10 protein-coding genes and 1 tRNA gene are annotated in these 14,121 nt (G+C 64.7%); 5 read left to right on the forward strand and 6 right to left on the reverse strand.

Annotation, left to right across the window (positions count from 1 at the left end):
* Positions 1-217: 217 nt before the first annotated feature.
* The 4 genes from lon to P2G67_RS00165 all read left to right on the forward strand — a co-directional run bounded on the left by lon (position 218) and on the right by P2G67_RS00165 (position 3,783).
* Positions 218-2,623 carry an endopeptidase La gene (gene lon / locus P2G67_RS00150; RefSeq protein WP_275818838.1) on the forward strand — a complete coding sequence of 802 codons (2,406 nt, stop codon included), beginning with the start codon at positions 218-220 and terminating at the stop codon, positions 2,621-2,623.
* Between the two features lie 144 nt (positions 2,624-2,767).
* Positions 2,768-3,040: an HU family DNA-binding protein gene (locus P2G67_RS00155; RefSeq protein ID WP_275818840.1), complete on the forward strand. Its 273-nt coding sequence runs from the start codon at positions 2,768-2,770 to the stop codon at positions 3,038-3,040.
* A gap of 70 nt (positions 3,041-3,110) precedes the next feature.
* A tRNA-Val gene (locus tag P2G67_RS00160) sits at positions 3,111-3,186 on the forward strand.
* A gap of 372 nt (positions 3,187-3,558) precedes the next feature.
* Positions 3,559-3,783, forward strand: coding sequence for a hypothetical protein (locus tag P2G67_RS00165; protein ID WP_275818842.1), 225 nt, complete (start codon positions 3,559-3,561; stop codon positions 3,781-3,783).
* Between the two features lie 890 nt (positions 3,784-4,673).
* Here P2G67_RS00165 and araD read toward each other — a convergent pair.
* From araD to P2G67_RS00190, 5 genes are all read right to left on the reverse strand, one after another.
* Positions 4,674-6,410 (reverse strand): L-arabinonate dehydratase, encoded by a 1,737-nt coding sequence (gene araD, locus P2G67_RS00170; RefSeq protein ID WP_275818844.1) that lies wholly within the window; start codon positions 6,408-6,410, stop codon positions 4,674-4,676.
* On the reverse strand, positions 6,411-8,330 hold the full coding sequence (locus P2G67_RS00175) for a TRAP transporter permease (protein WP_275818846.1): 1,920 nt from the start codon (positions 8,328-8,330) through the stop codon (positions 6,411-6,413).
* 112 nt (positions 8,331-8,442) lie between these two features.
* On the reverse strand, positions 8,443-9,390 hold the full coding sequence (locus P2G67_RS00180; RefSeq protein ID WP_275818848.1) for a TAXI family TRAP transporter solute-binding subunit: 948 nt from the start codon (positions 9,388-9,390) through the stop codon (positions 8,443-8,445).
* 22 nt (positions 9,391-9,412) lie between these two features.
* Positions 9,413-10,528, reverse strand: a complete 1,116-nt coding sequence (locus P2G67_RS00185; RefSeq protein WP_275818850.1) for an Ldh family oxidoreductase — start codon at positions 10,526-10,528, stop codon at positions 9,413-9,415.
* Between the two features lie 14 nt (positions 10,529-10,542).
* Entirely contained in the window at positions 10,543-11,478 is a 936-nt protein-coding gene (locus P2G67_RS00190) for a dihydrodipicolinate synthase family protein (protein WP_275818852.1), read from the reverse strand.
* A gap of 112 nt (positions 11,479-11,590) precedes the next feature.
* Here P2G67_RS00190 and P2G67_RS00195 point away from each other — a divergent pair, with 112 nt between their 5' ends.
* Complete coding sequence (locus P2G67_RS00195; protein WP_275818854.1) at positions 11,591-12,370, forward strand: FadR/GntR family transcriptional regulator; 780 nt, start codon at positions 11,591-11,593, stop codon at positions 12,368-12,370.
* A gap of 31 nt (positions 12,371-12,401) precedes the next feature.
* Here the strand turns inward: P2G67_RS00195 and P2G67_RS00200 are convergent, their stop codons facing one another.
* Positions 12,402-14,051, reverse strand: a complete 1,650-nt coding sequence (locus tag P2G67_RS00200; RefSeq protein ID WP_275818856.1) for a thiamine pyrophosphate-dependent enzyme — start codon at positions 14,049-14,051, stop codon at positions 12,402-12,404.
* Between the last annotated feature and the right edge of the window lie 70 nt (positions 14,052-14,121).

The following is a 14,121-nucleotide window of genomic DNA, read 5'->3' on the forward strand; positions in this document are numbered from 1 at the left end:
CGCGCGGAGGAGGGGAGTACCCCATCTCCGCGTGCGGCCGGGGCAGTTTGCGCATGGGGGCCATGCGTCACCCATTATCCCCTTTGTACCCAGACCTTGAAGAGTGTCCCGGTGCAGCCAATTTGACGGTGAGCGCGCGATGCCTCTATGAGGGTCGCGGGCTCACGCAAACCGCGGCGGGCCACCTGGCCGCCGCCGAGCGGCAAGAGGAATTATCGTGACAGTAAGCACAGGCAACGTCTTTCCGGTTCTGCCACTGCGGGACATTGTGGTGTTCCCGCACATGATCGTGCCGCTCTTTGTCGGCCGCGAGAAGTCCGTCAAGGCTCTCGAGGACGTGATGAAGCACGACAAGCAGATTCTGCTGGTCACCCAGAAGGATGCGGCACAGGACGATCCTTCTTCCAACGACATCTACACCATCGGCACGGTCGGCACCGTGCTGCAGCTGCTCAAGCTGCCCGACGGCACTGTTAAGGTGCTCGTTGAAGGCGGTCAGCGCGCCGTCATCACCGGTTTCAGTGACCGGGACGATTTCTTCGAAGCCGAGGCCGAGCTTCTGGACGAGCAGGGGGGCGAGGAGCGCGAACTCGACGCTCTGGCACGCACCGCCGTGTCCCAGTTCGAGCAGTACATCAAGCTCAACAAGAAGATTCCGCCGGAAGTGCTGGTCTCTATCAACCAGATCGAGATCCCAGGTAAGTTGGCGGACACCATCGCCTCGCACCTCTCCCTGAAGATCCCAGAGAAGCAGGAACTGCTCGAGACCGTTTCGGTCAGCGAGCGGCTGGAGAAGGTCTATGGCTTCATGGAAGCCGAGATCGGCGTGCTTCAGGTGGAAAAGCGCATCCGCAACCGCGTGAAGCGGCAGATGGAGAAGACGCAGCGCGAGTACTATCTCAACGAACAGCTCAAGGCGATCCAGAAGGAGCTGGGCGAGGGCGAGGACGGCAAGGACGAGCTGGCCGAACTCGAGGAGAAGATCCGCAAGACCCGTCTCAGCAAGGAAGCGCGCGAGAAGGCCCAGGCCGAGTTCAAGAAGCTGCGCAACATGAGCCCCATGTCCGCGGAAGCCACCGTGGTGCGCAACTATCTCGACTGGCTGCTCTCGATCCCCTGGAAGAAGCCGACGCGGGCCAAGATCGACCTGCGGAAGGCGGAGGACATCCTCAACCGGGATCACTACGGCCTGGAAAAGGTCAAAGAGCGCATCCTGGAGTATCTTGCCGTCCAACAGCGCATGAAGAAGGTGAAGGGGCCGATCCTCTGCCTCGTCGGCCCGCCGGGCGTGGGCAAGACCTCCCTGGGCAAGTCCATGGCGGCCTCCACCGGGCGCAATTTCGTGCGCATGAGCCTGGGCGGTGTTCGGGATGAAGCCGAGATGCGCGGCCATCGCCGCACCTACATCGGCTCTATGCCGGGCAAGATCATCCAGGGCATGAAGCGCGCCAAGTCGTCGAATCCGCTCTTCCTGCTGGACGAGATCGACAAGCTGGGCGCCGACTGGCGGGGTGATCCCTCATCAGCTCTGCTGGAGATTCTCGACCCCGAGCAGAACGACACCTTCTCCGACCACTACCTGGAGGTCGACTACGATCTCTCCAACGTGATGTTCATCACCACGGCCAACACGCTGCGCATGCCGCAGCCGCTGCTGGACCGCATGGAAGTGATCCGCATCCCCGGTTACACCGAGGAGGAGAAGATCGAGATTGCCAAGCGCCACCTGCTGCCCAAGCAGTTCGAGGCGCACGGCATCAATGCCAAGGAGTGGTCGATCACCGACGAGGCTCTGCGTGACCTCATCCGCTATTACACCCGCGAAGCCGGTGTGCGGAACCTGGAGCGCGAGCTGGCCGGCCTGATCCGCAAGGCGGTGAAGGAGATCGCTTTGGGCGACTCCAACGCGGTCGAGGTCACGCCGGAGAACCTGGACACCTATGCCGGCGTCCGGCGCTACCGCTACGGCCAGGCGGATCAGGAAGATCAGGTCGGTGTCGCCACCGGTCTGGCTTGGACCGAGGTCGGCGGCGAACTGCTGCAGATCGAGGCCGTCACTTTGCGCGGTAAGGGCAAGGCGGTGACCACCGGCAAGCTCGGCGACGTGATGAAGGAGTCGATCCAGGCGGCCGAGTCCTACGTCAAGAGCCGTGCGGTCGACTTCGGCATCAAGCCGACGGTCTTCGAGAAGCGGGACATCCACGTCCACGTGCCCGAGGGCGCGACTCCCAAGGACGGGCCTTCGGCCGGTATTGCCATGGTCACGGCCATCGTCTCTGTGCTCTCTGGCGTGCCTATCCGCCATGATGTGGCCATGACGGGGGAGGTGACCCTGCGCGGGCGCGTCCTGCCCATTGGCGGCCTCAAGGAGAAGCTCCTGGCGGCGGTGCGGGCCGGCATCAAGACGGTTCTGATCCCCGAGGAGAACGAGAAGGACCTCGCGGATGTGCCCGACAGCGTGAAGACCAGCCTGGAGATCGTGCCTTGCGGCACCGTCGACCAGGTGCTGGAGCGCGCGCTCGCCGGGAAGCTCACCCCCATCGATTGGAGCGAGCCAGAGGAGGTTGATCCTCTGCCCAAGCCGGTGGTGGAGGAGAACCGGGGCGACCGTCTCACCCATTAATGCGGCAAGGCCGCGGCGGAAGAATGCGCTCCGCCGCGGCTTTCCGCGTTGACGGCGCATAAAAGCGTTGTTTAGAGTGCGCCACAGTCCGCGCCTCCGCATTATGAACAGCGTGAGCGTAACCCAGAGAGAGGGGGGTTCAGAGTGAACAAGAACGATCTCGTGGCCGCCGTGATGGAAGCGACCGGCCTATCCAAGAACGACAGCGGCAAGGCCGTCGATGCCGTGTTCGGCACGATCACCGACAGCCTGAAGAAGGGCGACGAGGTTCGCCTTGTCGGCTTCGGCACCTTCCTCGTGAGCGAGCGTGCGGCTTCCGAGGGGCGCAACCCGCGCACCGGCGAGAAGATGCAGATCCCGGCGTCGAAGCAGCCGAAGTTCAAGGCTGGCAAGAGCCTGAAGGACGCCGTCAACTGACGACCTCCTGATCAATGCGTGTCGCAACGGCCGGCCTATTTTCCAGGGTCGGCCGTTTGCGCGCGGATGGGGGCGGTTAGCTCAGCTGGGAGAGCGACTGGTTTACACCCAGTAGGTCGGCGGTTCGATCCCGTCACCGCCCACCAGAGATATCCCAGAGATTTAAAGGGCTTGGCGCGTCTCGCCGGGCCCTTTTTTTTGGGTGAAGAGCTTGGGGTAACAGCCCGGGGTAACGGCGAACGTCAGGGAAAAGCCCCGCCGGTGAGGGCGAAGCTGTAGTGGCAGGGTGACTTGCCGCCCAGCATCGTCCCCATCCGTTCGATGTCCGAACAAGGTCGTTGGCAACTAAGGCCGCCACCGCGCTCGATTATTCAACAAAAGAATTATGTGTAACCGGTGCAGAAGAAGGGACTGCGTGACGGCAGGCCATAGAGTGTTGAGCGCGGCAGCATCGTCCTTCGTGCTATGGGTGAGAGAGTGGTGGGGCTGCGACGAAGCATTGCGTTCGGTATCGCATTATGGTAGTGGCGTTGGGTATGGGATACCTTGAACATGGCATCGGTGGATTTCTCGGCAGCGCTCTTCTTGTTGCGCTGATCATCCTGGGATTGGCGTGGATTCTGGTGCCCATCTGGGTGTGGAGTATCCGCGACAACATGAAGAAGCACATCGCCCAGCAGGAAGAGATTCTGACGGTCCTGTATCGGCAAGAGCAGGCCTTGCGCGATCACCGCAAGACATAATCCAGGCGCTTCCCTTCCTCCCTTTCCGCGGTCGCCACCTCAGCATCATAGCTCATCTTAGGGCAATCTAAACGTGTGGATCAGGAAGTCCGATCGACCCAAAGGAGATTTAGTGCAAGATTGTTCTCGGGCGCCAATCAAGGCGGGAAGGCAATTCTTAAATGTTTTGGCGTGCGCATTACGGTCTATTTAGTCGATGGCAGCTTATCTAAGTGGCATGAGGGGCCAGATATTCTTCGCCAGTTGGAAAGCCTGCAATCGCGTGGCTTCTCGGGGAAAGAATTGGTCCATGCGCTTTTTACGGATGATTGGGGCACTCCGCCAGTTTCCGTTTGTATCTCGGGAACAAAGCCGAGTGGCGCCGCTGGTCAGGTTACTATTCCGTATTATTGATTAACCGATGTAGCATTCTCTGCGGAGAAGGAGAGGGGAAGGCATGCCTCGAAAAGCGCACTGGAAGGATGATCTGCAGAATCCGCAGTCGCCTGGGAAGTATTCCGTGCCTGGCCTTGGGAGCGTAGTGATAAAGGCGGCCGATATCCGCACGGCAGAGATTTACAATGGGGAGTGCTACGTTAATCTTACACACCACTCCTCCCACTCGAACCTTGCGGGGGATTGGTTGTGCGGCAGTTTCGAGGAAGATGCTTAACGCCTCTCCCGTGATCTAGTTTTCGCGACGTCAGGCCGAGCCTGCGGTGCAAGGGGGCGTTCTATCGGTCGAGGAGCTTAGGAGGGTAGTGTGGCGGGAGGGGCAGGACGCTTACGATGATCCGAAGGCGTGGCGCGTTCTGCTGGGCCCTTTCTTGTTGGGTGCAGATCTTAGGGTAACATGCTGTAGTACAATTCTCAGCCTGCCAGTTCCTTACACTCGCGTGTGCTCCCCAACCTCAATGAATCTCCGGCTCCGGTGTCGGGGCGCCGGCTTGCAGGAAGTCGAAGTCGCAGCCCTGGTCGGCCTGGCCGATGTGTTGCTGGAAGAGGGCGCCCCAGCCGCGTTGATAGCGCGGGGCGGGCGGAGTCCAGGCTTCGCGGCGGCGCTCCATCTCGCGCGCGTCGATGCGCAAGTTCAGGCTGCGCTGGCTGACGTCCACCTCGATCTCGTCGCCGTTGCGCACCAGGGCCAGGGGGCCGCCGACCCAGGCTTCCGGCGCCACGTGGAGGATGCAGGCGCCGTAGGAGGTGCCGCTCATGCGCGCATCGGAAATGCGCAGCATGTCGCGCACCCCCTGGCGCACCAGCTTGCGCGGGATCGGGAGCATGCCCCACTCCGGCATGCCGGGGCCGCCCTGGGGGCCGGCGTTCTGCAGGATGAGGACGTGGTCGGGCGTGACCTCCAGCCCCTCGTCCTCCACGGCCTTGGCCATGGCGTCATAGTCCGGGAAGACCAGCGCGGGGCCGCGGTGCGACAGGAGGTCGGCCCGGGCGGCGGCCGGCTTCATCACGGCGCCGTTGGGCGCCAGATTGCCCGTGAGCACCGCGGTGGCGCCCTCGGCAAAGACGGGGTTGTCGTTGTCGCGGATGACGTCGTTGTTGTGAACCTCCGCGCCCTGAAGAATTTCCTCCCAACGCTTGTCCGCCACGGTCCGCAGCGAGAGATCAAGATGCGGGCGCAGGCGGCTCATCAGCGCGCGCAGGCCGCCGGCGTACCAGAAATCCTCCATGAGGTACTGGCCGCTGGGCCGGACGTTGGCCAGCACCGGAACCTTGCGCGAGAGCGCGTCGAAATCCGCGAGGTCGAGCGCGATGCCGGCGCGCCGGGCGATGGCGATCAGGTGGATGATCACGTTCGTGGAGCCGCCCATGGCGTTGTGCACCACCATGGCGTTCTGCACCGCTTCCCGCGAGATGATCTGGTCGGGTGTCACGTCCTGCCACACCATCTCGACGATGCGCCGGCCTGAGGCGGTGGCCATGCGCGGGTGGTTGGCGTCGGCCGCGGGGATCGAGGAGGCGTTCGGCAAGGTGAAGCCCAGGGCCTCGGCCACGGCCATCATCGACGCCGCCGTTCCCATGGTCATGCAGGTGCCGAAGGAGCGCGCGATGCCGCCTTCGATTTCTTCCCAGTCGGCTTCCGTGATGTTGCCGGCGCGCAGCTCGTCCCAGTACTTCCAGGCATCGGAGCCCGAGCCCAGCACCTGACCGCGCCAGTTGCCACGCAGCATCGGCCCGGCGGGAACGAAGAGGCAGGGGAGGCCCATGGAGATGGCGCCCATCAGCAGGCCCGGCGTGGTCTTGTCGCAGCCGCCCAGCAGGATTGCCCCGTCTATGGGGTGGCTGCGCAGCAACTCCTCCACCTCCATCGCCAGGAAGTTGCGATAGAGCATGGTTGTGGGCTTCACAAAGGGCTCAGACAGGCTCATCGCCGGCAGTTCCAGCGGGAAGCCGCCGGCCTGCCAGATGCCGCGCTTCACCTCCTCGGCACGGGTGCGCAGATGGGCATGGCACTGGTTGATGTCGGACCAGGTGTTGATGATCGCGATCACCGGCTTGCCGGCGAAGTCCGCCCGGTCATAGCCCATCTGCTGCAGCCGGGAGCGGTGGCCGAAGGCACGCAGGTCCTGCACGCCCAGCCAGCGATGGCTGCGCAGGCTTTCCGGTGAGCGCAAGGGTCGACGGTCCTTCATTCATTCCCCTCCGGTTTTCACGGATGCGCTGTCGGTCGCCGATTGCGGCGGCGCATTTCGGCTCGCGCGTCTAAAGAGATAGTCGATGAGCAAGCCACTGACGGTCAGCGCCGCGCCGATGCTGTCGGTGAGCAGGCCCGGTTTGATCAGCACGAAGGCTGCCGTGCCGAACAGCAGCCGCGGCAGCCAGTGCAGCGGCCCCAGCATGTAACCCTGCAAGCCGATGGACAGCAGGGCCACGCCGGAGAAGGCGGTGATCGCCGTCATCACCACGGTGGTCCAGTGGCCGATCATCAGCAGAGAGGGGCCGAAGACGAACATGAAGGGGATGATGTAGCCGGTGAAGGCCAGCTTCACCGCGGTGAAGCTGGTTTCCCAGATGGGCGATCGGGCGATGCCGCAGGCAGCGTAGACCGCGATGGCAACTGGCGGGGTGATGGCCGACAGGATGGCGAAATAGAGCACGAAGAGGTGCGCGGCCTCCACCGGCACGCCCAGGCGGACCATGGCGGGCACCAGGAGGGCGACCTGCACGATGTAGGCCGGCGTGGTGGGCATCCCCATGCCCAGGATGATGCCGGCGATCATGGTGAGGATGAGCGCCAGGACCAGGGAGTCCGCAGCCAGCGCGCGCACCACGCCGGTAAAGCTGAGTCCCAGACCGGTCTGGGCGATGACGCCGATGACGATGCCCGCCGAGGCGCAGGCCATGGCCACGATGATGGCATTGATGGCGCCGGCGGAGAGCGCATCGATGACCTTGCGGAAGGTGACCTCTGCGCGCGTCGACTTACGCAGCATGGCGATTGGCACCACGGACAGCACGCCGCAAAGCGCCGCGAAGGGGGCAGAGTAGCCGTACAGCAGCGTGCCAATGATGATCACCAGCGGGCCGAAGAGGTGGCCGCGTTCACGCAGAACTTCGCCCAACCGCGGTAGATCGGCCTTGGGCAGGCCCTGCATGCCCTGCTTGCGGGCTTCAAGATGCACGGCCAGGAAGACGGCGAAGTAGTAGAGCATCGCCGGCAGAATGGCGAAGGTCGCGACGGCCAGGTAACTGGTGCCCAGGAACTCGGCCATGACGAAGGCGGCAGCGCCCATGATCGGGGGCATGATCTGCCCGCCTGTAGAAGCCACCGCTTCCACCGACCCGGCGAACGCCGGCTTGTAGCCGATCCGCTTCATCAGCGGGATGGTGAAGGTGCCGGTGGTCATGACGTTGGCGGTGGCCGAACCGGAGATGGAGCCGAAGATGCCCGAGGACACCACTGCCACCTTGGCTGGTCCGCCGGCGGTGTGGCCGGTCAGTGCCAGGGCGAAATCCATGAACAGTTTGCCGACCCCCATGCGCTCGCACAGCGCGCCGAACAGCACGAAGAGCACGATGTAGGTGGCGGAGACCTGGATCGGAATGCCGAAAATGGCATCAGTGGTCATGTACTGGTATTCGACCAGCCGAATCGGGTCCACCGAGGTGAAGATCAGCTGGTAAGCCAGGAACAGCAGTGCCGTGACCGGCAGAATTGCGCCGATCGCGCGCCGGGTTGCCTCCAGAATCACCACCATCATCAGCACGCCGAAGAAGATGTCGACCTGGCTGACAGGACCCACATAGGCCATGCGGGTGGAGAAATATTGCAGTTCGATGACCGGATAGGAGGCCGCGGCAATGGCGGCGATTACCAGGATCCAGTCCCACCAGCCCGGGCCGCTTGGCCGGCGCTTGAGGGTTCCCGGCATGGAAAGGTAGGTCAGGACCAGCGCCAGACCCAGGTGGGTCGAGCGCAGGGTGAAGGCGTTTGGCGGGCCGAAAAAGGCGATATAGAGATGGAACAGGCTCATGCCCACGGCGACTGCCGTAACGAGCCGTCTGCTCCAAACGACGTAGCTGGATTCCGTCTGTGCGAGATCCTCAGCCATGGCCTGCCCCTGTTTTCTGATCGTCGCGTTGTGATGCCGCGCTGTTGGTACCGAAAGGGGGAGGTAGGCCGGGCAGCGTGGCTCGGCCTACCTCCTTGAAGAGGGCGGTGCCTTAGTAGGTCACGCCATTTTCTTCATAGAAGCGCTGGGCGCCGGCGTGCATCGGCACACCATTGTCGGCACCCATCTGCTCGATGGTCAGGCCGCGCATGGCACCGGCGATGGCCTCGAGATCCTCTCGGTTTTCCCAGATCTCATTCATCAGGCCATAGACCAACTCTTCATCGACATCGCAACGCACGATGAGGTGAGTGGCGTAGCCGGCCACGGTCGCATCCTCATCCTGGCCCGGGTAGGACTCGGCGGGGATGGTGAGCTTCGAGAAGCCCGGATTGCGCTCGATCATCTCGGCCACGAAGTCGTCTTCCAGCGTCACCAGGGAGATGTCGCGGGAATTGGCGAGATCCATGATCGAGGAGGCCGGCACCGTGGTGCCCAGGGTGAAGATGTCGGCATTGCCGTCCTGCAGCAGGGCCACGCCATCGGAGTAGGAAACGTAATCCACGCCGCGCATGTCGTCATAGGACAGGCCGGCCACGTCCAGCACCATGCGGACCACCTGCTCGGCGGTGTTACCCACCGGCTGGGTCACCAAGCGACGGCCCTCGAAATCCGCCGGCGACGTGATGCCGCTGTCCTCGGTCACCACCATCTGGAAGTACTGCGGATAGAGGGTGGCGAGGTTGCAGACATTGTCCGTCGGGCCTTCGAAGGGCTCGCGGCCGTTGACGGCGTCGACGGTGGAAATGGAGTTGCCGAAGCCGAAGTCGGCATCGCCGTTCTGCACACCCTGCACGTTGGCGACACCGCCGCCGGGCATCACGATCATGTTCGCGCCCAGCGCCTCGGACGCCATGTTCTGAATGGCGCCGCCCAGGGGATACCAGGAACCGCCCTGCGGGCCTGTCATGAAACGCAGCTGCTGGGCATCGGCCGTGCCGGCCAGCCCCATGCCGAGACCGGCAACGACCGTCGCGGCGAGAAGTTTGGATTTCTTCATATCGTCCTCCCGTTGGTGATTCTCAGTTCATCGCTTCCGAACGAGGCGATGATCCGATTGCCTCCTGTCCCGCATCGGACAGCAGGAAGGGTGCGCCCGCCTGGGACGCGATCTCCCGCAACCGCTCGACCAGGGTCGAGGGCAGGGGTATGCCTTTGGCGCGGCGCTCCGCCTCGCGCCGATATTCGGGGTCGCCGGCTACCTGGACCGGCCGGGCCTCGTCCAGTGGGGCGCTGCCGCGCAGCGCATCCAGCAGGGCGTCCAGGTCCGATTCGAAACCGCCATCCGGACGGAAGAGGTCGGGGGCCAAAGCCAAGAAGAAGTGGCCGACGCCGTGCGTCTTCTGCTCGGCCGGGCGCAGCGGCGCGAAGGTCGCGCCGGCCAGGGTCGTCGAGAGGATTTCCACCATGGCTGCCAAGCCATAGCCCTTGTGACCGCCGTGCTCCTCGTCCCCGCCCAGGGGGGAGAGTTTCGGGGCGGCCAAGGCCGGTGTGGGATCGCGCTCCCAGTTGCCCTGTTCGTCGAAGGCCCAGCCCTCCGGTACCGGTTGGCCCGCGAAAAGCTTGACCCGCATCTTGCCGATGGCCGCGGTGGAGGTGGCCATGTCGAGCAGGAAGGGACGATTGCGCGCCGCTGGTGCGGCAAAAGCTATGGGGTTGGTGCCCAGCATCGGCTCGCGTCCGTCGGTGGGTACGATGGCCGGCCGCCAGACCGCTGTGGTGCAGAAGCCGAGCAGGCCGCGTTCGGCGATGTGGCGGGCGTAGAGGCCGGCGGCGCCGAAGTGGTGTGAGTTCCGCACGGCCACCGCACCGACACCCAGCGCTGCCGCCTTTTCGGCTGCCAGGTCTGCTGCTTTCAGCGAAACCAGATGACCGAAGCCGCCGCCGCCGTCGAGCACGGCGATGGCGCCGCGCTCCACCGCCGTGGTGATCGGGGCATTGGGGATCACAGCACCCCGGGCGATCTGCTCACTGTACATGGTCAACAGGCCGACGCCGTGGCTTTCGATCCCGGCCAGGTCGGCGCCGACCAGAATGCGCGCCGAGGCCTCGGCCTGCTCGGCCGGCAGGCCCCAGGCCTTGAAGATGGCCCGGACCTGCGCTTCGAGCTGCTCGGCGTCGACGGCCAGATGCGCCATTTGCGAGGAGCCCTTCAGGCCGCGTCCGCCATGCTGGCATCCAGCGATGCCAGGTCGCGAGCAACCGGTTGCACCTTCGCCCGCTCGGCCTCGGAGAGATTGGAAAGCATGGGGAGCATCGGCCCCATGTCGGCGATGCCGCCCAGGGTGACGGCATCGTGGAGGATGCGGATCGGGCTGATGCCGTCGCGCAGGTCCTCGATCGGCAGGAACCGCTGCCGGATGCTTTCGGCCTGTTCGTAGTCGCCGCGTTGCAGCGCCTTGCGCAGGGCGGTGGAGCTGCGCGGCGCCACGCAGACCGAGCCGGAGGTAAACGCGCGCAGCCCGAAGTGACGGAAGTGATCGATGGCCGGACGCTCGCCAATGCCGCTGATCACAATGGAGGCGTCCACGCGCTCAAGGATGGCGCGCAGCAACGCGTCCTCGCGCGGGTCTTCACGCACGACGGCGTATTTGATGGCGCAGACCAGCCCATCGTCCACCAGACTGCCCACGAGTTCCGGTGTCAGGTAGCCCTCGTTCTTGACGTAGAGAATGATCTTCTTGCCATAGGCCTCGGCGAAGTGTCGCACGCCCGTGGCCACGCCATCCGGCGTCGCCGGAAAGGTCAGCGGCAGGACCATGACTGTCGGAAAATCGCTGTGCTCGCGGAGCACCGCCACCTGGTCCTGCAGGCGGCCAAACTCCGGACCGGCCGAAGGAATGACCCAGCTCTGCGCCCCAGCGCTTTCCGCCAGCATCCCCAGAGCTTCAGCGTACTGCTGCAGGCCAATGTGGTAGAAATTGGCGTTGCCGCCGTACATCAGGGTGGTCACGTCGCCCGCTTCCAGATAGCGGATCAGCGCCTGATTGGCCGCTGCGTCGAGTGAGAGGTCGGAGCGCCGGGCGAGCGGCGGGACCGAGATCACGGACCTCTGCAGGTCGGCCACTTCTACGGGACTGGTTTTCATCGCTGCCGTCTCCCTCCCATGCTCGCGTGGCACCCTTGAGGGTGCGCTAAACCTGTAAAGTCGACTTACAAGTATATTGCTTGTCCTGCAAGAGCGATCTACGCTTTCCCGCATGGTACAGGAGACCGAGGCAGAGGTGGGAGAGAATAGGACGGCGTCGTCCACGGAAAGCGCCAACGGGCTGTTGGCGCACCTCCTGCCCTTGCGCCAGCCTCGTCTGGCTGACCAGGTGTATGAGCTTCTGCTACTGCAGGTCGCGCGCGGTCTCTATCCTGTGGGCACCCGCTTGCCGTCCGAGCCGAAGCTCTGCACCGATTTCGGCGTGTCGCGCCCAGTGGTGCGCGAAGCCTTGGCCCGCTTGCGCCTGGACAATATCGTGCGCAGCCGGCGCGGGTCAGGCACCTGGGTCGAGCGGGAGCCGAGCGATGCCTTCGCCTCCATCGCGCCGACTGGCAGCATCGCCGAAATCATACGCAGCTATGAGTTCCGGGCCGGTATCGAGGCGGAGGCTGCCGCGCTGGCAGCGCAGCGCCGCGAGCCGCGTCACATGCAGGCCATGGAGCGGGCAGCGCTGAAGCTTGCCACCGCCCTGGAACAGAACGAGGTCGGGGCCGAGGCTGATATCGCCTTTCACCACGCCGTGGCCGAGGCGGCGGGCAACCCGCTGTTTGTCCAGGCCATCGAGATGCTCGGCAACGCCATGCACAATGGAATCACGGTTGCCCGGCGCCTGAAGCTGATGACCAACAGCCTGCGCCTGCACCAGGTCCTGCATGAGCACGAGGCGGTGCTAAACGCCATATCCCGGCAAGATCCCGAGGCGGCACGCGACGCCATGCACCGCCACATCACCAAGTCGCGCGACCGCATGCTGGGTTTCGTCGGCGACTGATCCGGGCACCCGTGCCGTTCAGCCGTGCCGTTCAGCCGCGCAGTTGCGTGAGTGTGGTGAAGGCGTTGATGTGTTCCAGCGCGCTGCGCACGTGCACCACCACGGGCCCGGCTTCCTGGAGCGCGGTCTCCACCACGGCCGCGGCGTCCTCGATCCGCTCGATGGTCAGCCCGCGCGCGCCATAGGCTTCCGCCAGTTTGGCAAAATCGGGGTTTTGCAGGTCGGTCGCGGCCGGCCGCTCTGGGAACTGGCGTTCCTGATGCATGCGGATCGTGCCGAAGCTGCCATTGTCCGAGATGAAGATCTTCACCGGCACGCCGTACTGCAGCGCCGTCGCCAGTTCGCCTCCGGTCATGAGGAAGCCGCCGTCGCCGATCAAGGTAATGACCTGCCGGCCGGGGTGGCGCAGTCCGGCCGCCACCGCCGCCGGCATCCCGATGCCCATGGCGCCGCCGACGGCGCCCAGCAGGCGCTGGCGACCGTTGAACGGAAAATGGCGGTGCAGCCAGCTCGAAAAGTTGCCGGCGTCGGTGATGAAGATGGCATCGTCCCCGGCCTGTTCGCAGAGCGCAGCCACGACCGGACCCATGTCGAGCAGTCCGTCGGCGGGCGCTTCCCAGGGGCGCGCCGCGGCCACCCGGGCGTGCAGCGAGTCGCTCCAGATCTTGCGCGCTGGCGACCTCGTCGCTGGCTGTGAAGCCAGAGCCTCGAGGAAACTGACTGGATCGCAGGCGAGAGCGGTGTCTGCTGCAAAGACGTGGTTGAGATGCTTTGGGTCGGGATGAACATGGATCAGCGGCTGAACCGGTTGCGGTGCGTGCGGGAAGCGGTAGCCCTGGCTGGTGACCTCCCCCAGCCGGCTGCCGACCGCAAGCAACATATCGGCTGCCTCGTACACCTTGCGCTGTGCGTCGGGCATCTTGAAGCCCAGGTGGCCGGCATAGAGCGGGTCGTCGTTGGGGAAGATATCCTGGCGCTTGAAGCTGGTGAGCACGGGCAGCCCGTGCGCCTGGGCAGCGGCATGCAGGGCTGCGCGCCCTGCCGGACTGTCCAGAGCACCACCGGCAATGAGCAGCGGCTTCTCGCTTTGCGCCAGACGACGAGCGATGTCGGCCGCAGCCTGCGGGTCAAAGGGCGCGGACTGCTGCGGCATCGCCGCCGAGACCGCGGCGTCCGTCATCTCCTCCAGCATGTCTTCGGGGAGCACCACCACCGTCGGCCCGGGAGTGGGGGCGCTGGCCACGGCGAAGGCGCGCGCGACCACCTCCGGCAGGCGATCGGGATCGTGCACCGTCCAGACGCCCTTGGCCATGTCCGCGAAGGTCTTGCCGTAGTCCACCTCCTGGAAGGCGCCGCGTCCCAGCTCGTGCCGCGGCACCTGGCCGATGAAGAGCACCAGCGGAACCGCATCCTGCTCCGCCGTGTGCACGGCGATGGCGGCATTACTCGCCCCCGGTCCACGGCTGACGAAGCAGACACCAGCCCGCCCGGTCAGCTTGGCATCGGCCACGGCCATGAAGCCGGCACCGCTTTCGTGCCGACAGGTCAGGGTCTCGATCTGAGGATGCTGGTGCAGTGCATCCAGAACGGAGAGATAGCTCTCGCCCGGCACGCAAAAGGCGCGATCGGCGCCCTGAGCGCATAAGCAGTCCACAAGCAGGTCGGCAGCGCGACGTGACATCCTGGTCCTCCCGGTTCCCTTAAGAGCAGTTCACCCCTTGTGGCATCCCTTCCACAAGCGTGCTTGCTTG

The sequence above is a fragment of the Aquibaculum arenosum genome, from assembly GCF_029222965.1.
GTDB classification, from domain to species: Bacteria; Pseudomonadota; Alphaproteobacteria; order Kiloniellales; family DSM-21159; genus Aquibaculum; species Aquibaculum arenosum.